The sequence below is a fragment of the Candidatus Burkholderia verschuerenii genome, from assembly GCF_001189365.1.
GTDB lineage: Bacteria > Pseudomonadota > Gammaproteobacteria > Burkholderiales > Burkholderiaceae > Caballeronia > Caballeronia verschuerenii.
The window spans coordinates 21,334-40,706 of record NZ_LFJJ01000014.1; the positions used below are offsets into that span (position 1 = coordinate 21,334).

General features: G+C 63.5%; 12 protein-coding genes and 6 pseudogenes. 11 read left to right on the plus strand and 7 right to left on the minus strand.

The window, feature by feature from the left end:
- Window positions 1-74: 74 nt before the first annotated feature.
- A pseudogene (locus tag BVER_RS05110) lies at window positions 75-1,260 on the plus strand (M20 aminoacylase family protein).
- Between the two features lie 19 nt (window positions 1,261-1,279).
- Window positions 1,280-2,606 (plus strand): annotated as a pseudogene (locus BVER_RS05115) (MFS transporter).
- Window positions 2,607-2,609: 3 nt separating this feature from the next.
- On the opposite strand, the pseudogene BVER_RS05120 reads toward BVER_RS05115, so the two are convergent.
- Window positions 2,610-3,588 (minus strand): annotated as a pseudogene (locus BVER_RS05120) (GNAT family N-acetyltransferase).
- Between the two features lie 199 nt (window positions 3,589-3,787).
- Complete coding sequence (locus BVER_RS31180) at window positions 3,788-4,252, minus strand: hypothetical protein (protein ID WP_157055929.1); 465 nt, start codon at window positions 4,250-4,252, stop codon at window positions 3,788-3,790.
- A gap of 210 nt (window positions 4,253-4,462) precedes the next feature.
- On the opposite strand from BVER_RS31180, the gene BVER_RS05130 reads away from it, so the two are divergent.
- From BVER_RS05130 to BVER_RS05145, 4 genes are all read left to right on the plus strand, one after another.
- A complete protein-coding gene (locus BVER_RS05130; protein WP_050452360.1) occupies window positions 4,463-5,125 on the plus strand; it encodes a response regulator in 663 nt (220 codons plus the stop codon).
- On the plus strand, window positions 5,122-6,486 hold the full coding sequence (locus BVER_RS05135; protein ID WP_050452361.1) for an ATP-binding protein: 1,365 nt from the start codon (window positions 5,122-5,124) through the stop codon (window positions 6,484-6,486). The genes BVER_RS05130 and BVER_RS05135 overlap by 4 nt, the downstream gene beginning before the upstream one ends.
- Window positions 6,487-6,570: 84 nt before the next feature.
- The gene (locus tag BVER_RS05140; RefSeq protein ID WP_050452362.1) at window positions 6,571-6,798 is read left to right on the plus strand and encodes a hypothetical protein; all 228 of its coding nucleotides are present in this window, start codon (window positions 6,571-6,573) and stop codon (window positions 6,796-6,798) included.
- A gap of 61 nt (window positions 6,799-6,859) precedes the next feature.
- Window positions 6,860-7,849, plus strand: a complete 990-nt coding sequence (locus tag BVER_RS05145) for a Gfo/Idh/MocA family protein (protein ID WP_050452363.1) — start codon at window positions 6,860-6,862, stop codon at window positions 7,847-7,849.
- Between the two features lie 10 nt (window positions 7,850-7,859).
- Here BVER_RS05145 and BVER_RS05150 read toward each other — a convergent pair.
- A pseudogene (locus BVER_RS05150) lies at window positions 7,860-8,791 on the minus strand (LysR family transcriptional regulator).
- A gap of 22 nt (window positions 8,792-8,813) precedes the next feature.
- Between BVER_RS05150 and BVER_RS05155 the strand changes: the two are divergent.
- The gene (locus tag BVER_RS05155; protein ID WP_050452364.1) at window positions 8,814-9,593 is read left to right on the plus strand and encodes an SDR family NAD(P)-dependent oxidoreductase; all 780 of its coding nucleotides are present in this window, start codon (window positions 8,814-8,816) and stop codon (window positions 9,591-9,593) included.
- 46 nt (window positions 9,594-9,639) lie between these two features.
- Here the strand turns inward: BVER_RS05155 and BVER_RS05160 are convergent, their stop codons facing one another.
- Window positions 9,640-11,049 (minus strand): MFS transporter, encoded by a 1,410-nt coding sequence (locus BVER_RS05160; RefSeq protein WP_050452365.1) that lies wholly within the window; start codon window positions 11,047-11,049, stop codon window positions 9,640-9,642.
- 302 nt (window positions 11,050-11,351) lie between these two features.
- Between BVER_RS05160 and BVER_RS05165 the strand changes: the two genes are divergently transcribed.
- Entirely contained in the window at window positions 11,352-12,119 is a 768-nt protein-coding gene (locus BVER_RS05165; RefSeq protein ID WP_050452366.1) for an IclR family transcriptional regulator domain-containing protein, read from the plus strand.
- Here BVER_RS05165 and BVER_RS05170 read toward each other — a convergent pair.
- Window positions 12,116-12,982, minus strand: a pseudogene (locus tag BVER_RS05170) (class II aldolase/adducin family protein). The gene BVER_RS05165 and the pseudogene BVER_RS05170 overlap by 4 nt on opposite strands.
- A 175-nt stretch (window positions 12,983-13,157) precedes the next feature.
- Window positions 13,158-13,682: a nucleoside deaminase gene (locus BVER_RS05175; protein ID WP_050452367.1), complete on the minus strand. Its 525-nt coding sequence runs from the start codon at window positions 13,680-13,682 to the stop codon at window positions 13,158-13,160.
- 1,321 nt (window positions 13,683-15,003) lie between these two features.
- Between BVER_RS05175 and BVER_RS05180 the strand changes: the two genes are divergently transcribed.
- A complete protein-coding gene (locus tag BVER_RS05180; RefSeq protein ID WP_050452368.1) occupies window positions 15,004-16,614 on the plus strand; it encodes an alkaline phosphatase D family protein in 1,611 nt (536 codons plus the stop codon).
- Here BVER_RS05180 and BVER_RS35485 read toward each other — a convergent pair.
- Window positions 16,584-17,605, minus strand: a pseudogene (locus tag BVER_RS35485) (NAD-dependent epimerase/dehydratase family protein). The gene BVER_RS05180 and the pseudogene BVER_RS35485 sit on opposite strands and share 31 nt — an antisense overlap.
- Window positions 17,606-17,700: 95 nt before the next feature.
- Between BVER_RS35485 and BVER_RS05190 the strand changes: the two are divergent.
- On the plus strand, window positions 17,701-18,594 hold the full coding sequence (locus BVER_RS05190) for a LysR family transcriptional regulator (protein ID WP_050452369.1): 894 nt from the start codon (window positions 17,701-17,703) through the stop codon (window positions 18,592-18,594).
- A gap of 99 nt (window positions 18,595-18,693) precedes the next feature.
- On the plus strand, window positions 18,694-19,311 hold the full coding sequence (locus BVER_RS05195; RefSeq protein ID WP_232316393.1) for a LysE family translocator: 618 nt from the start codon (window positions 18,694-18,696) through the stop codon (window positions 19,309-19,311).
- Window positions 19,312-19,373: the final 62 nt, after the last annotated feature.

The following is a 19,373-nucleotide window of genomic DNA, read 5'->3' on the forward strand; positions in this document are numbered from 1 at the left end:
CTGTCTTTTGGTTCGCGTTTCGACTTTATATGCTTGGGGCACCTGTTGATTTTCGTATCGAGCGAGGAGTCCCCATGTTGTCAGTCGAACCCGTCATTCCCGGCATCGCGGCGATCGCGCCGACCTTCGTCGACGTGCGCCGTCGCATTCACGCGAATCCCGAATTCGCATTCGAAGAAACCGCGACAAGCGATCTCGTCGCCGGCTTGCTGACGGAATGGGGCTACGACGTGCATCGCGGACTCGGCAAGACGGGCGTCGTCGGCGTGCTGAAGGAAGGCGAGGGCGGCAAGCGCATCGCGTTGCGCGCGGACATGGACGCGCTGCCGATCGAGGAAGCCACCGGCTTGCCGTATGCCAGCACGACGCCGCGCACCATCACCATGCACGCCTGCGGCCACGACGGCCATACCGCGATGCTGCTGTGCGCCGCGCGCTATCTCGCCGAAAGCCGGCAATTTTCCAGCACGCTGATCGTCATTTTTCAGCCGGCCGAAGAAGGCGAGGCGGGCGCGCGCGATGATCGAAGACGGTCTCTTCGAAAAATTTCCGTGCGATGCCGTGTTCGGCTTGCACAACATGCCAGGCTTCCCCGCAGGCGACATGTACTTCACGCCGGGTCCGGGCATGGCGTCGTCGGATCGCGTGAACATCACGGTGCGCGGCGTCGGCGGACACGGCGCGATGCCGCATTTCGCGCGCGATCCGATGCCCGCCGTCGTATCGATCATGATGGGGCTGAACAGCATCGTCGCGCGCGAGGTGAATGCGCAGAAGGCGGCGGTCGTCACGGTCGGCAGCGTGCAGGCGGGCGAGGCGTGCAACGTCATCCCCGAATCGGCGCTGATGAAGCTCTCCGTGCGCGCGCTCGACGGCGAAGTCCGCATGCAGTTGAAGGAGCGCATCACCGCGCTGGCGAACGCGCAGGCGCTCGCTTACGGCTGCACGGCGCAGATCGATTACGAACTCGGTTATCCCGTGCTCGTGAATCACGCGGAGCCGACGGCGTTCTGCACCGAAGTCGCCACCAGAATGCTCGGCGCGCAACGCGTCGATCCGAAGGCCGCGCCGCTGATGGGCAGCGAGGACTTCGCCTTCATGCTCGAAGCGTGTCCCGGCAGTTACGCGTGGATCGGCAACGGCGTCGGCTCGAAGGGCGGCTGCATGGTTCACAACCCCGGCTACGACTTCAACGACGACATTCTCGCGATCGGCGCGAGTTACTGGGTGCGCCTCGCGGAAGCGTGGCTCGCGGATTGACCACGCATCGGAGCGGGCCATGAATACATCCACTTTGACGAGCGGCGGCGCGGCGGCATCGGCGAACACGAGCCGGGCGGCGCGCACGCGGCTGATCGCGGCGGCGGCGGTCGGCAACGCGCTCGAGTTCTACGACTTCACCGTCTACGCGTTTTTCGCGCTCGTGATCGGCAAGCTGTTTTTTCCGGTGAACGATGCAGTCGGCCAGTTGCTGCTCGCTGTCGCGAGCTTCGGCGTCGGCTTCTTTACGCGGCCGATCGGCGGTTTGCTGATCGGCATGTACGCGGATCGCGCGGGCCGCAAAAAGGCGATGCTGCTCACGCTCGGCCTGATGGCGCTCGGCACCGCAATGATCGCCGTCGCGCCGACCTACGCGCAGGCCGGCATCGCCGCGCCGGTGATTCTCGTGGTCGCGCGGCTGATTCAGGGCTTTTCGGCGGGCGGCGAAGTCGGTGCATCGACGACCTTACTGCTCGAACAGGCGCCCGCGAACCGGCGCGGCTTCTATGCGTCGTGGCAGTTCGCGAGTCAGGGACTGTCGGCGCTGGCGGGCGCGTTGACGGGCGTTGCGCTGACCGCGTTGTTGACGTCCGCGCAACTGGAAAGCTGGGGTTGGCGCGTGCCGTTCGTGATCGGCACGGCGATCGTGCCGGTCGGCTGGTGGCTGCGTCGCACGATGGAAGAAGCGCCGCGCGAAAGCGTCGACGCCGCGCCGCACGCGCTGAAAGCGCCGAAGATTCGGCTCTTCACCGTGCTGCGCGAGCATCTGCGTTCGGTGCTGACGGGACTCGGCCTGACGATCGGCGGCACGTCGGCGCACTTCATCATCGTGTTCTATCTGTCGATCTACGGTGTGAAGACGCTCGGCCTGCCCAACTGGACCGCGATGCTGTCGGGCTGCGTGTCCGGCGCGATCCTGTTCTTCGTCGCGCCGATCGGCGGCTACCTGTCGGATCGCTTCGGACGCAACCGGCTTGCGCAGGGCACGCGCATCGTGTTGATGCTGGCGATCTATCCGGCCTTCGTATTACTGAATAAATCGCCGACGACTGGGACGCTGCTCGGCGTCGTCACCGCGTTGTCGATCGTGCATGCGATCAACGTCGGCCCGGTCGGCGCGATGCTCGGCGAACTCTTTCCGCGCAGCGTGCGCGCGACGGGCGCGGCCATCGTGTATAGCCTGGGCGTGGCGATCTTCGGCGGCTTCGCGCAGTTCTTCGTGACTTCGCTGGATCGTCCTCACGAAGAGCGTGATGGCGCCCGCGTGGTATGTGATCGGCTGCGGCGTCTTGAGCGTGATCGGCGTCGCGTTCATGCGCGAGCGTTCGGGCGACACGCTCGATTGACTCTCACGATGACTTCGAGCGGCGCGTAAAGCGCTGCTCGATCACCGTCGTGCCCCATTGCTCGCCTTCGGCCTCTTCGGCCAGTTCGAAACCGAACGATTTGTACAGATGGCGCGCCGCATTGAGACTCTTGAAGGTCCACAGATAGGTCTCGTCGTAATGCGCGTCGACGAACGCCATCGCGCGCGCCATCAACTCGCGGCCGACGCCCGATCCGCGCAAAGCATCGCCGATGATGAACCAGCGCAGATGCGCGACGCGCTTCTTTCTGTCGCCGTCGATCGCCAGCGACCCGAGCGTGCGCTCGCCTTCCATCACCAGCCATAAGGCCTTGCCCGATGCGGGCAGCGTTTGCGCAAACGCCGCGAGTTCGCTCGCCACCTTGCGCTCGAAATAGACGCCGAAGCCCGCGTGCTTCGCATAGAAGCGCGCATGCAGACTCGCGATATCGCCGATACAGCCCGGCCGGTAACCTTCGACGATCAACGCGCTCTCCGTATGGGCGGCGCGCGCGGCGTGATGCTCGTGACCGTGCGCGAGGGCATCGGCGTACAGCGCGGGCGAGCGAACCAGCGCCTGCTGATCTTCCGGCACTAGACGACGCAACGCGTCCGACACCTGATCGGTCGCGAACTTGGTCGATCTTGCGGCGCAGCTTGTGCCCGGCCGTCGTGAGCGTCAATTCGACCGAGCGGCCGTCATCGTTCGATGTCTTGCGCGAGACGAGCCCCGCCGATTCGAGCCGCGCGATCTGCCGGCTCGCGTTCGATTTATCGAGCCGCAGGATGGCGGCGAGATCGCGCGCCTGCATGCCGGGCGTCGCGCCGATCTCGATGATCGCGTGCACCGCCGATGGCGCGAGCCCGCTGTCCGCCAGCGTATTGCGCATGAAGCCGAGTTCGCGCACCAGTCGGCGCGAGAACTCGCGTAGTTCGAGGATGGTTTGTTCGCGTGTTTCGTGCGGGGTATCGATGAAGTCCATGTACGCTCCATCGGTTGCGGAGCGCAACCGTATCGCTCCAATTTAGTTGCGGATCGCAACTTTTTCAAGCCTCGCAAGGGTATTCCCGAAAACGCTCACCTTTGACGCGCGAAACGTCCACGGTGAATTTCAAAAAGCCCTTGTTTCAAGGCGTCGAAGCGAAGAATGCACGTGTATAAAACGCGCCTCCCGAAATCTCTCACCTTAAGCGACGCCACCAAGAAAAAGACCCGGCGCGAGGCCGGGTCAAAAGTGATCGGGCGAAGTCCGAGGTTACGCCCGATCGCGTGGCACTCTGCATGACGCGGCGGCGCGCGCGCACGACTGCGCGACGCTGCAGCGCGATTGCGCCGGATGCAATTCGACATGAAGCTGCACGAGCCAGTCGCGCGAGCAAGGTTGCGCGATAACGAGCCGTTCCGAGCAATCGCGCGATGCGACGCGTCGCGCGTGCCGCATCGAACGCGAGTTTCGCGAGCCGTCGCACGGCGATCAGCACGAACGCCGCGCTCGAAAGAATCGCGATGCGCACCATCGGCGATTCGAGCGCATGCGGATGACCGGAGCATCCGCAGATGGCGAGCCACGCGGCGTCGGACGCGGCCACGCAGAGCGCGATCAGGACCGCGTTGGCGCGCAGTGAAATCAGGGTGGACGCTTGCATCGACTTCTCCGGAGCGGCGGACGCGTTGCCGCGCGCTTGCCGTATAGTGCGTCGTTGAACCTTATGCAACGCTTAAGCGCTTCGAGTCGAATCGCGCGGAGACGTATCCTCGCGTGCCCGGCTTAGACGAGGCTTAGGCGACGCTTAAGTGATGCTTAAGCAAGCCGGCTTGAGAATCGGCTGCAGATTGATTCGAGCCCGGAGAAACGCATGCGCCTGCTATTGGTGGAGGACGACGAGATGATCGCCGAAACGGTGCTCGCCGCGCTGCGTCGCGCGAGCTATACCGTCGACTGGGCACAGGACGGACGCGCGGCGGAACTGTCGCTCGGCAATGGCGTGTATGACCTCGTGCTGCTGGATCTGAATCTGCCCAAACGCGATGGCCTCGACGTGCTCGCGGCGTATCGCAAGAATGGCGGCGATGCGCCCGTGATGATCCTGACCGCGCGCGATGCCGTCGACGATCGCATTCGCGGCCTCGATGCCGGCGCGGACGACTATCTGATGAAGCCCTTCGATCTCGACGAACTCGCGGCGCGCGTGCGTGCGTTGCTGCGGCGTCGCACGGGGCACAAGCATCCGGTGTATTCGCACGGCGAACTCACGCTCGATCCGGCCGCGCACGAAGCGAGCAAGGCGGGCGTCGCGCTCAATCTCGTGCCGCGCGAATTTGCCTGGCTGCAGGCGCTGATCGAAGAACCCACGCGCGTGTTTCGTCGCTCGGAACTCGAAGAAAAACTGTACGGCTGGGGCGAGGAAGTCGGCAGCAACGCAATCGAAGTTCATGTGCACAGCCTGCGCCGCAAGATCGGCGCGGAGGAAATCGTGACCGTGCGCGGCGTCGGATATCGCCTGAAGAGGGTGGGATGATTTCGATTCGCCGCTGGCTGCTCGGCTGGCTCATCTGCGGACTCGGGGCCGTGTGTCTGGTCGCGGGCTACGGCATTTTTCGCGCGGCGCGAGCGGAAGCGGGCGAACTCTTCGATTACGAATTGCGCACCGTGGCGCTATCCTTGCCGCAGAACATCAGCGCATCGGATGTCGCGGAAGGGCGCAGTCACGATCTGCAAGGCATCGCCGACGATCGGCTGGTCATCGATATCTGGGACAAGTCCGGCAAGCTGATCTATCACTCGCCACACGAGCTGCCGTTGCCGCATTTCGGGGAAGGCTTTCGATCCGCCGAGCGCGAAGGTTACAGCTGGCGTGCATTCGGCGTCGCGCAGCGTGAACGATACGTGCAGGTCGCGCAGCCGTTTTCCGTGCGCGAGGATCTGGCGATTTCGCTCGCCTTGCGCACCATCTGGCCGCTGGTCTTGCTGATTCCCGTCATCGTGGTGATCGTGCTGCTGGTGGTCGCGCGCGGACTCGCGCCGGTGCGCTGGCTGTCGCAGTCGCTGGGCGAGCGCTCGCCGGCATCGCTCGATCCGATCACGCTTGCGCCCATGCCCATCGAACTGAGTTCGCTCGTCGATGCGTTGAACGGGTTGCTCGCGCGGCTCAACGAGGCATCGCAGGCGCAGCGCACGTTTATCGCCGATGCCGCGCACGAACTGCGCACGCCGCTCGCCGCGCTCAAGCTGCAAATACAAGGCGCAATCGGCGATGGCTCGTTGCGCGTCGACGACGCGACGCTCGGCAAGATCGACGGCCGGTTGAATCGGCTGATCCATCTCGCGCAGCAATTGCTCAGCCTCGCGCGCGAAGATGCGGCGCGCGAAGCGGCCATCGCGCCGATGAGTCTGCGCAGCGCCTGCGAAGCGCGCGTCGGCGATTTCTCGCTGCTCGCGGAGGCGAAGTCGATCGATCTCGGTCTCGAACTCGAAGAGGCGCAGGACGATCACGACGCGTTCACGATCATGGGCGATCGTCACGCGTTCGCGGTGCTCATCAACAATCTGCTCGATAACGCGATTCGTCACACGCCCGTCGGCGGCCGCGTCGACGTCACGTTGCGCCGCGAGAAAGACGGCATCGCGTTGACCGTGCTCGATACGGGCACCGGCATTCCCGCCAGCGAAATCGAACGCGTGTGCGATCGTTTCTATCGATGCGTCGGCACGCCGGGGCAGGGCAGCGGTCTCGGACTCGCCATCGCGCAGCGGCATCATGCGCGCTTCGAGGTGAAAAATCGCACGGACGCGAGCGGGCTGATCGTGTCGGTGCGCGGTTTGCGCGCGACTGTCGCGCAGCCGCAAGTGAAGGATGCATCGAGCAATCTGCACGTCTGATCGCGCGATGACAGCGCAAGAAGCGGCTTGCGCGCATCGCCGTGTCGGCGCGATGCTGTTCTCTTTCGCGTCAGAGAAACGGTCATGCGCAAAACGATCCTGCTCTCGATTTTCGTCGTGTCTATAACATACAGCCACGCGCGAGCGGACGACATCGCGAGCGCGCCGGATGCATCGTCGGAACCGAAGACGCTGAAGGAACGCTTAGGCGACAAAGCCAGCGACGATCAGCGCGTGGACAACTGCAAGGTTCCTGTCGGGCAACGCGGATCGAAGCCGCGTCCGGATACGTGTCCGCAATCGCCGCAATGATCGCCGCGCGGCGTTTGTGGTACGGTGGTTAACCATTCCGTTAAAAAACGAAGGAGCCGCCTTGTCCACGAACCAAGTCTCTCCCTTGCGCCTCGGCATTCTCGGCGGCGCGAACATCGCCAGGCAGTTCACGCGCGACGTCGAGCCGAGCGAAAGCGTCAGCGTCGTCGCGGTCGCGAGCCGCAGCGACGAAAGCGCCCGCGCCTTTGCGGACGCCAATGGTATCGAAACGTCGTTCGGCAGCTACGATGCGATGCTCGCGAGCCCCGATATCGAAGCGGTCTACATTCCGTTGCCCAACAGCCTGCATGCCGAATGGGCGATCAAGGCGGCCGAACACGGCAAGCATGTGCTGTGCGAAAAGCCGCTCGCGCTGAATCGCGACGAAGCCGAACGCATGTTCGATGCCGCCGATCGTCACGACGTCATGCTGCTCGGCGAAGGCGCGATCGGCGCGGTGCGCAGCGGTCAGGCGAGCTTCGGCTTCACGGTGCCGAATCGCGACAAGAATATCCGCATGAAGCCCGAACTCGGCGGCGGCGCGCTGCTCGATGCGGGCAGTTATCCGCTGAGCCTGATTCGTCTGATGATTGGCGCGGCTCCGCAAAGCGTGCATGCCGTCGCGAACTGGGCCGAAACCGACGTCGATATCGCGCTGATGGCGACGCTCGTCTACGCCGATGGTCGTCGCGCGCAGCTTTCGTGCGCGATGGACGGCGCGAATCATCGGATGGCGACCATCGTCGGCAGCGACGGCACGATCGATACCGAATACCTCAATCACACGAGCGAGCAGACGCAAGGGCATCCGTACGGCTATCTGCCGAGCCAGATGCGCGTGCGGCGCGGCATCGCTCAATCGGTTGCGTTCGAGCCGGTCGCGTCGCAAACGGGCAGCGGCTTTTTCTACGCCGCCGAAAGTTTCGCGCGCATGGTCCGCACGGGCGATACCGCCGCCATCGCGTTCTACGCGCAGACGAGCCTCGACAACGCGGCGACGCTCGCGGCGATCATCGACAGCGCGCGCACGGGCAAGACCGTCGCGCTGTAAATCACGAAAGTCACGCGCCCGTCAGCGCGATGACCAGATCGAGAAACGCCCGCGTCTTGGCGGGCGGATGATGCCGCGACGGATGAAACGCATAGAGCGGAAAACGCTCGTCGGGCCAGTCGGGGAAAAGGTCGATCAGCCGGCCTTCCTCGATCAGATGTTCGTGGCCGAGCGCCAGAATCTGCGCGACGCCATAGCCCGACAAGCACGCGCTCAGCACAGCATCGTGCCGGGATCGTTGAGCGTGAGCTTGCCGCGCGTCTCAACGATCATGCGCTTCTTCTTCCGATGAAACTCCCACGGGTAAGGCCATCCCGTCTCGGGATCGCGAAACTCGATGCACGTATGCGCTTCGGTGCCGAGCGCTTGCGGCGTTTCCGGCCGTCCGTGCCGTTCGATATACGACGGCGCGGCGGCGACCGTGTGAATCGACGTATCGAGCAGCTTGCGCGCGACCAACGTCGAATTGCGCGGCTCGCCGAAGCGCACGGCGAGATCGAAACCATCGGCGATCATGTCGCCGAGGCGATCGCGCGTGAGCAGTTCCAGTTCCAGTTCGGGATGCGCGTGCAGAAACGCGTCGAGCCGCGGTCCGAGCAATAGCCGCGAAAAGATCGGATCGACATTGACGCGCAAGCGTCCGCACACGGCGGTCGCGCCGCCCGATGCGGTCGCCGCCGCTTCCTCCAGTCCGGCGAGATGCGGCATCACCTGTTCGAAGAAGCGGCGGCCGTCGTCGGTGAGCGAAACGGGGCGCGTGGTGCGATCGAACAGACGAATCTTCAGACGTGCTTCCAGTCGCGCGATGGCGCGGCTCACGCCCGGCTGCGACATGCCGAGCCGGTCGCCGGCGGCGGCGAAAGTGCCCGCGTCGACGATCGCCGATGAAATGGCTTCGATGTTATCGCGTGCCGGCGTGCGAGCGCGCAGAATGAAGCGCATCGCAACTCATCGGAGGAAGGACATGGAGCGAGTGTTCATTACCGGATCGAGCGACGGGCTCGGCTTGATGGCGGCGCAATTGCTCGTCGAACAGGGACACGAGGTCGTGCTGCATGCACGCAACGACGCGCGCGCCGACGACACGCGTCGCGCGGTGCCGCAGGCGCGCGCGGTCGTGACGGGCGATCTGTCGAGCATCGAGGAAACGCGCGGCGTGGCGGAGCAGGCGAACGCGCTCGGACGTTTCGATGCCGTGATTCATAACGCGGGCGTGGGCTATCGCGAGCCGCGTCGCATCGAAACCGTCGATGGTTTGCCGCACGTGTTCGCCATCAACGTGCTCGCGCCGTATGTGTTGACCGCGTTGATCGACAAGCCGTCGCGGCTCGTGTATCTCAGCTCGGGGATGCATCGCGGTTCGCGCGCCGATCTCGCCGATGCGCAATGGACGCGGCGTCGCTGGAACGGCTCGCAGGCGTATGCCGAAAGCAAATTCATGGATGTGGATGTGCTGCTGGCGCTGGCCGTCGCGCGCTATTGGCCGGATGTGCTGTCGAACGCGCTGGAACCGGGCTGGGTGCCGACGAAGATGGGCGGTGCGTCCGCGCCCGACGACATGGATCAGGCGCATCGCACGCAGGCGTGGCTCGCGGTCAGCGACGATCGCGACGCGCGCGTCTCCGGCCGGTACTTCTTCCACCTGCGCGAGCGCCCGTGCGATCCCGCCGCCCGCGACGAAGCGATGCAGGACGAACTCCTCGCGATCTGCGAACGCTTGTCGGGCGTCGCGCTCCCGCGATAAAAAAGGGCCCCGAAGGGCCCGTGAATACACTCTCTGGAGTTGGGAATCAGGCGTGCGCCTTGGCGATCTTGTCGACGGCCATCGAATCGGCGCGCTGACGTTCGTATTCCTGTTCGCTCATCGGCACGGTGTCCTTTTTGCCGAGATCGTTCAGGCGGATGCGATACGTCTCGCGCGCCGAATAAGCCGCGATCGATGCGATGATCGTCACGCCGAACGCGAGCGCGCCGACCGTCATCGGGATATTGTTCGATCCCGGCGGCGCGACTGCCGCGAACAGCGCGGGCAAGAGCGCGGTGATCGTCGTGCCGATGTTCTGCGCAATCGCCATCGCCGAGACGCGGGAGCGCGTCGGGAACAGTTCCGGGTAGAAGCTCGGGAAAATCGCGTTGTAGCCCTGATACACGACGCCCCACATCAGCAGCGACATCACGAACGCGAGCGGCACGTTGTGGATGCTGATCGCATAGAGATAAGCGAACGACAGCAGACCCGACAGCAGCGATCCGCCGATCATCAGCGGGCGGCGGCCGATCTTGTCCGACAGATTGCCGACGAACGGAATCACCAGCACCGCGAGGATATTGCCGACGACCGGAATCCACAGATACACGCTCTTGCTGAAGCCGATGCCGTACGACGACTGCACCGCATAGGCCGCGCCGAAGATCGTTGCGACGACCGGGATCACGTTCATCAGCGCCATGCAGACGACGCGCAGCATGTCGGGCGAGCTATTGGCGAAGGCTTCCTTGATCGGCGACTTCGGCAGATCGCCGTGCGCGCCTTCGGACGTGAAAGCCGGCGTTTCATGCACTTCCTTCCGGATGATGATGTAACCTGCGATCAGCACGACCGCCGACAGCAGGAACGGCACGCGCCAGCCCCAGGAATTGAACATGTCTTCCGGCATGAACGTGGCGAGCGGCAGGAACACGGCGGCGGCGGGAATCTGGCCCGCCTGCACGCCCTGCAGCGTGAAGCTCGCGTAGTAGCCGCGACGTCCGAACGGTGCGTGCTCGAGAATCATCGAGCTCGCGCCGGAGATTTCGCCGGCGACGGCAAAACCCTGAATCAGACGCAGCACGACGAGCAAGGCCGGTGCGAGCATGCCGACGCTGTGATACGTCGGCAGCAGGCCGACCGCCATCGTCGAGAAGCCCATCAGGAACATGCAGATCAGCAGCACGTTCTTGCGGCCGTGCGTATCGCCCAGATGGCCGAGCACGAACGCGCCGATCGGACGCGCGACGTAACCGACGCCGTACGTCGCCAACGACGCGATGATCGCCACCTTCGGATTGCCCGACGGGAAGAACAACTGGGGAAAGATAAGGGCCGCAGCCTGGGCGTAAATAAAGAAATCGTAGTACTCGAGCGCCGAGCCGATCCAGCCGCTCGCCGTCGCCTTTTTCGCCTGGCGGCCGCCGTGCGCGTCGTCCTTAGGGCTAGCCATGACAATGTCTCCGAACAATGGGGTTATCGAGTTGAACCTGATCTTGTTGCCACGTTTCGCCGTCGATGCGCGCCGCCCGTGGCTCGAGCGGCGGGGCAATCGATGTGGCCGGATCACGCGTCGCTCTGATGTGAAAGGAGAATAAGAGCGCGGCTTCTTTGGATCAACTTTTTGTGACAGGTTTTGCGCGATAATCGCACGCGTATGGTCGATCATCGAACGATTAGGGGGTTAGCACTACCCAATGGCTTAGCCGGATCGCCGAAACACGCAAGGTTCCATAACTAAACAGACATGTTTGCATGACTAAACCTGCACTAGAAAAGCGCGACTGGATTGCGGGACTGGAGAAGGGGCTGGCCATCCTCGAAGCCTTCGACGATCAGCACGCCCGCATGACGCCGACGCAGGCCGCCACGCGCACCGGCCTAACGCGCACGGCCGCGCGCCGCTATCTGCTGACGCTGGCGCATCTCGGCTACGTGCAGACCGACAGCAAGCTGTTCAATCTGACGCCGCGCGTGCTGCGGGTCGGCTGGTCGTACTTCGATTCGGCGCGGCTGCCGCGCATCGTGCAGCCGTATTTGCAGCAGCTGAGCGCGACCATCCACGAATCGGTGTATGTGAGCGTGCTGGACGAATGGGATCTCGTGATCATCGCGCGCAATGGCTCGACGCGCGTGATGAGCACCGGCTTCGTGCTCGGCGCGCGCGTGCCGGCGGCGCTGATGTCCAGCGGCATCGCGATGCTCGCCTACAAGGACGAGGCGTCCGTGCGGCAATGGCTCGATGCGACCGACTTCAAGCCCTTCATGCCGCTCACGATCACGAGCAAGGATGCGCTCTACGAGAAGATCAGGCAGGCGCGCGTCGACGGTTACGTCGTGATGGAGCAGCAGTTGCAGATGGGCGTGCGGGGCATCGCGGTGCCGATGAAGAACCGGCATGGCGAAGTGGTGGCGGCATTGTCCGCGAACATGCCGATCGGAAAGGAAACGAGCGAGGCGACGCTCGCTCGGGTGCTGCAGCCGTTGCAGGAAACGGCGCTGAACATGCTCAACGTGATCTAGCGCCGATTCAGCTTACTCGAACATGTGTCCGGTTGCGTGGCGACCAGATCGTTCCAGATGGTCTGGAAATGCAGCCAGCCGATATATTCGCTGCCGACGTGCTCGCGGCTGTAGCGCGCGATCTTCGGTGACGAGCTTCGGCGCGATGCCGGTCTGTTCGATCATCAGTTGCTGCTGGCAGCAGCGTTCCAGCGCGATAAACCAGAACGCGGCGGAATCGATGCTATGACGGCTCGCCGTCAGCAGGCCGTGATTCTGGTGGATGGCGGCCTTCACGCCCTTGAACGCGTTCGCGACCTTGTTGCCGCCATTGACTTCGACGGCGACCTTGCCGGCTTCATCGCCGATCACGACGTGATCTTCGAAGAACGCGCAGGCATCCTGCGAGATCGGAGCCAGCGGCTTGCCGAGCGACGCGAACGCGGTGCCGTAGACGGTGTGCGCGTGGCACATCGCCACGATGTCCTGATGCTGCTCGTGCACGGCGGCGTGCAGCACGAAGCCGGCGCGGTTGATCGCGTGCGTGCCTTCGACGACATTGCCTTCGTGATCCGCGCAGATCAGATCAGGTTCGAGAGCTTGACCTGATTGAAGTGGATCGCCATCGGGTTGGTCCAGTACAGACCGGGATGTTCCGGATCGCGCACGGTCAGATGGCCGGCGAAACCGTAATCGAAGCCCTGAATGGCGAACGCGTGGCACGCGGCGACCAGACGCTCCTTCAGATACTGACGATGCTCGGCGTGGCTCTTGAATTGCGGCAGTTCGGGGAAAATCAGCCCTTCTTGCGTCGGCTGATAGATCGACACCTTGCCTTCCTGGACGATCGATTTCGATTCGGGTTTTTCAAGCACGTCGCTCATGGCGGTCTCCATTGTTTGTCGGGGACGGCGGCCGGCGCGCAATCAGGCGTCGTGCCGCGTTATCGATATGGTCGCGCGGTCGAGGCCCGATGACAAACGATCGATGTTCATGCATACGTGAATCATATTCATGCATGCATGAACGCATGAGAACTATTCCATGTCTGACGCAGCATCAACGTTTGGCCCAGAAATCGCGCTGCACGCGCAGCACCTCGTCCTCCACTTCCGCGACGGGGCCGATCAGATCGACCGGCTTCTGGCAGTGATCGAACACATAGCGCGACGACACGCTCATGGTTGGATTTTCGGCGTGATTGCCGGTGGCTTCGAGCAGACGCGCTTCGGTGAGTCCGTACACCACCCGGCCGATGTTCGCCCAATACGCGGTGCCCGCGCACATGCAGCACGGCTCCACCGATGTGTACAGCGTGCAGCTCCACAGATACTCGGGCGTGAAGTTCATCGCGGCGACGCGCGCCAGCACGGATTCGGCGTGATTGACCGTGTCGACGTTGCCTTGCTCCATGAGCACGGTTTCCTGGTCGGGGCCGACGAGGATTGCGCCGAAGGGATGGTGACCGAGCAAGGTTGCGCGTTCGGCGATCGCGCTTGCACGGCGTAGGTGGCGTACTTGTTGTTCTTTTGTTGGCTTTAGGCCTTGGGGTGGGGGAGTTTCTTGATGCTTGGTGATTGTCATGGTCGATTTTTCCTTTTTTTGATTCAGGAAGGATAGCTTATATGGTGAGGGTTTTCGGGATTTGGTTTTATTATTTTGGATTACTTATTAATGTGTCGTGCGTTTCTTTTCAGTAGCCGCCTCCCCGGCGGAGGGGTTACTTTCTTTGCGGTGGCAAAGAAAGTAACCAAAGAAAGCCGCTTGTCCGATCCTAAGCACCTTCTTGGTCGGCCCCGGCACAGGACTTTCTACTTGGCACAGCAGTAGCGAGTGCTCCTGCGGTGCGTTCGGTTAGTGGTTCCCATGCGATTCGCGCTTTCTCGCCCACCTCGGTAACGGTCCCCTTCGGCTTACTCCGGCCCGCTCGCGCGGCCGGTTTAGGTACGTATAAGCAACCGGCAGGTGATTGGCGAAACGACCTTGCACACCGCATCGCTTTCTACGTTATTCGGCCCTACCTTGGTTAGCGCGTTTGCAAGTAACGATGCTTTCGCAGATCTGTCGCAGTTGTGAGTTTGAGTCTGCGCCGCGTGTGTGATTGCCGGCAAGGCACGCGCTCTGTGCTGGGTGCAGCGCTGAAAACGCAATGCTTTGAAGTGTGCTTTGGTTTGGCATAAGCCTTGATTCGCATTTCGCAGCTTTGCGTCTAACTGCCTTAGCTACACATGGCGCAAGTTCTTCGTCGAAGCCTTAACCGAGGTAGGGCCGAATAACGATAAAACCGATGACGCATTCGAGGTCGTTTCGCTGAACACCTGCCGGTTGCTTGTACGGCCCTAAACCGGCCGCGCAGCGAGGCCGGAGTAAGCCGAAGGGGACCGATACCGACGTAGGCGAGAAAGCGCTAATCGCATGGGGACCAGCGCCCGAACGTCTAGCGCGAACACTCGCTACTGCTGTGCCAAGTCTCTAATACTGTGCCGGGGCCGCTCAAGAAGGTGCTCAGGATCGGACAAGCGGCTTTCTTTGGTTACTTTCTTTGCCGCCGCAAAGAAAGTAACCCCTCCGCCGGGAAGGCGGTTACTGAATAACCACCCCAACAAACCCAAGCCAAGCCCGCTCTATCGGAAACCGCAAAAAAAAAACCGGACCGAAGCAAACCGCCACGATCCGTCCACATCGAAAAGTGGCAGGCAATTCGACATGGCGGAATGTTCCAATGCACAGTCCATGCCATACCTGCAACCCGCATGATCACGCCCAACATGTAACGCACTCACCAACGCTTGAAGCCGAACTGTTCGCCCATCCCCACCTTTCGCTCTGAAACAAAACCGACACCATCCCTCATTACCATCGTCGTTCCGACGCAGCCCACAGCCCACGATAACGAGGATCGCCCATGCCCGCAGACGCGAAGACCCGCCGCTCATTGATCAAAGGACTGCTCTCCGGCGCGGGGCTCGCGCTGACCGGATCGCGTATCGGCGATGTGCTCGCGCAATGCGTCACGCCCGCCGTCGTCACGTCCGACAAGCTGCGTCCGCACGTGCCCGGCGGCGTGATGAGCGGCGATGTCACCGCGACCAGTGGCATCGTGTGGAGCCGGGCGGATCGGCCGTCGCGGATGATCGTCGAATACTCGACGAGCGAAAACTTCGCCACGTTCCAGCGGCGCATCGGGCCGGCCGTGCTCGAAAGCTCCGACTTCACCGGACGCGTCGATCTCACCAGCCTGCCGCCCGGCGCGGACGTGTTCTATCGCGTGCGCTTTCAGGATCTCGTCGATGGCAAGGCGTTCAGCGAACCCGTCACGGGCCGTCTACGCACCGCATCGATCGATGCGAACAAGCCGATCACCTTCGTGTTCTCGGACGACGAAGCTGGGCAGGGCTGGGGCATCAACGAACGCTTCGGCGGATATCGCATCTATGAAGCGATGCGCCGCGAATCGCCGGATTTCTTCATCCATTCGGGCGATCAGATTTACGCGGACAGCGTGATCGAGTTCGAAGTGAAGCTGCCCGACGGCACGATGTGGCACAACATCGTCACCGAAGGGAAGTCGCATGTCGCGCAGACGCTCGACGATTATCGCGCGGCCTTCGCCTACAACCAGCTCGATACGGCCAAGCGCCGCTTCGCCGCCGACGTGCCGTTCCTCGTGCAATGGGACGATCACGAAGTGCGCAACAACTGGTATCCCGGCGAGCAGATCGGCGCGGCGGAAAAGCGCTATCAGACGCGCGCCGTGTCGCTGCTCGCCGCGCGCGCGAAGCAGGCGATGTTCGAGTACAACCCGTTCCGCATCAATCAGCTCGATCCGGAGCAGATTTATCGCGCGTTTCAGTTCGGGCCGCTGCTCGATGTGTTCATGCTCGACGAGCGTTCCTATCGCGGGCCGAATTCGACGAACCTGCAAACGCGTCTCGATGCCGACTCCGCGTTTCTCGGCTCGCAGCAGACCGAATGGCTGAAGGCGTCGCTCAAGCAGTCGCGCGCGACGTGGAAGGTGATCGCGAGCGACATGCCGATCTCGCTCGTCGTCCCCGATGCGAATCCCGACGTGCCCAAAGGCACCTTCGAAGCCTGGGCGAACGCGGACAACGGCGCGCCGCTCGGCCGCGAACTCGAAGTGAAGGAGATTCTCGGCTTCATCAAGCGCGAGGACATCAAGAACGTCGTCTGGGTCACCGCCGATGTGCACTACGCACAAGCGACCTACTACGATCCGACGCGCGCGAAGTTCAGCGATTTCAAGCCGTTCTGGGAATTCGTCGGCGGTCCGATCAACGCGGGCACCTTCGGCCCGAACGATCTCGACACGACCTTCGGCCCCGATCTGCGCTACGTCAGCGTGCCGAAGGACAATCCGCAAAATCGCTCGCCGGCCGCGCTTCAGCAGTATTACGGTCGCGCGAAAATCGATCCGCAAAGCCGCACGATGATCGTGTCCCTGCACGATCTCAACGGCAAATCGCTCTACGAAGTGAAGCTCGATCCCGAAGCCTGAATGCGCGGCGACGAAGACGGCGCGAGGCAGCCAAGCCCGACGAGCGTCGCTTCGATGGCGTCATCGAGCGGCGTGTGCGGTTCGCGGCCGAGCGTCGCGACGAGCCGCGTATTGCTCATGCGGATCGGCTCGCGCCATAGATAACGCATTTCGCGCAGTTCGCGGAAAGTCGTGTTGAACGGCGCGGCGACTGCGAGCAATCACCACGGAAACGCGGCGATGCGCGGTTCGTGCCCGCTGCGTCGCGCGACCGTGCGCTGAACGCGGCCGCGAATTGCGTGCCGTCTGCGTCCCAGTGACCGGCCATGTTGAAGCGCGCGAAGGCGCTAAGCGAATCGCGTTTCGCGAGCAGTTCGATCATCGTGCGCGCGACATCCGGCAGATACGACTATTCGTGGCCGATTCCGCGCGCGTTGGGCACGCTGATCTTCCGCACCGGTTTGCCCGGCGTCACGAGTCCTTGCGAAAACCAATTGTTGCCCGCGTTCGGCCCGAAAAAATCCCCCGCGCGCACGATGATCACGCGCGCGCCTTCCTTGCTCGCGCGCTCCAGCCGCGCTTCCATCTCGACGCGAATCGCGCCTTTCGTCGTGACGGGACGTTGCGGCGCGTCGTCGTCGATGAGCGGAAACGCGTCCGGCCCGAAGTTGTAGACCGTGCCCGGCAACACGATGGTCGCGCCTTCGATCTTCGCCGCCGCGATGGTGTTGTCGAGCATCGGCAGGACGAAATCGGCCCAGCGCTTGTAGCCCGGCGGGTTCACCGCATGCACGATCACCGATGCACCGCGCGCCGCCCGCGCCACGTCCGCGCCACGTCCGCGCGATTCATCGCATCGCCGCTGATCCATTCGATGCCGTCGCCTGAGTGAGAATTGCCCGCGCCACGCGTGAGCGCGCACCTGCCAGCCGGCGTCGCGCAATTGCCGCGCCATTTCCCCGCCGATGCCGCCCGTCGCGCCGAGTACCAGAACCGTGTCTTTCCGCGTCATGATCCGCTCCGTCGATTGAGTCGATGAAGGGATTTTCCGCGCATTGCCATTGCAATAAAATTGCCTAACATCGTAGAGCGGATATACAAATTCGTATGGCGGACATCATCGGCTGGGAGTTGTACCGGACCTTTCTCGCGGTGCTTCAGGAAGGCTCGTTGTCGGGCGCGGCGCGCGCGCTCGGCATCACGCAGCCGACGGCGGGAAGGCATGTCGAAGCGCTCGAGCGGGCGCTGAACGTCAGTCTCTTCACGCGCTCGCAGATCGGCCTGCAACCGACCGATGTCGCGCTCGCGCTGCAATCGCACGCGGAGGCGATGCAGAGCACGGCGGCGTCGCTGGAACGCGCGGCGAGCGGGCATGCGGGCGGCGCGGACGTGCAGGGCGTCGTGCGTATTTCGGCGAGCGAGGTCATCGGCGTGGAAGTGCTGCCGCCGATCATCGCGGCGCTGCGCGAGCGGCATCCGGGCTTGATTGTCGAACTCGTGTTGTCGAATCGCGTGCAGGATCTGCTGCGGCGCGAAGTCGATATCGCCGTGCGGATGGTGCGGCCGAAGCAGGCGCAACTCGTCGCGCGGCGCGTCGGGCGCATCGAGGTCGGGCTGCATGCGCGCCGCGATTATCTCGACCGGCACGGCACGCCGCGCACCGTCGAGGCGCTGAGTCAGCACGCGGGCATCGGCTACGACCAGGTGACCGCGTATATCCGCGAGGCGAGCAAGACGCTGCCTGGTTTCTCGCGCGAGCTGTTCGCGATGCGCGCCGACAGCGATCTCGCGCAACTCGCGCTGATTCGCGCGGGCGCGGGCATCGGCGCGTGTCAGGTGGCGCTCGCCCGGCGCGATGGCCTCGTGCGCGTGCTGCCGAAACTGTTCGCGCTGCCGCTCGAAACCTGGGTGACGATGCACGAAGACCTGCGCGCCAGTCCGCGCTGCCGCGCCGCCTTCGATGCGCTCGCCGACGGCCTCGAACAGTACGCCGCGCACTGACTCGCAAACTGGCCTGCTCGCGCGTGGCGCAGGCGTCTCTGTGCGTGCGTCGCGGCGCGCTTCAGAATGGCGCATCGCCTAGATACAGAGCTGACCGCCATGACCTTCATCAGCGCCAATCTCCTGCTCGCCTGGTCCGCCTACTTCGTCGGCACCGCGAGCCCCGGCCCGAGCAATCTGGCGATCATGTCGATCGCGAGCACGTCGGGGCGTCGCGCGGCGTTCGAGTTCGCGGCGGGCGTCATGTCCGGCTCGTTCTTCTGGGCGATGCTCGCGGCGCTCGGGCTGTCCGCCGTGCTGACCGCGTACTCGGGCTTTCTCGTCGCCGTGAAAATCTGCGGCGGGCTGTATTTGCTGTGGCTGGCGTTCAAGTCGGGCCGATCGGCGCTTCGGCCGAAAGTGCGCGCGGCATCGGCGCAGGCGGAAGAACATAGCGTCCGACGTCTCTATGCGCGCGGCGCGCTGCTGCATCTGACCAATCCGAAAGCGATCCTCGTGTGGATATCGGTGGCCGCGCTCGGCTCGGGTTCGTCGTCGATGCATACGGTGATCGCCGGTTGCCTGTGCATCGGCGTCTGCGTGTTCGGCGGTTATGCGGCGCTGTTCTCGATGCCCGCCGCGCGTCGCGTCTATGCGCGCATCCAGCGCGCGCTCGATGCCGGTCTCGCGCTCATGTTCGGCGCGGCCGGTCTGCGTCTGTTGACGTCGCGTGTCTGAAATCACCCGGACCGATCCGCCAGATTTGCACTTTCGCAACTGATTTGGCGTTCTTTTTTTGC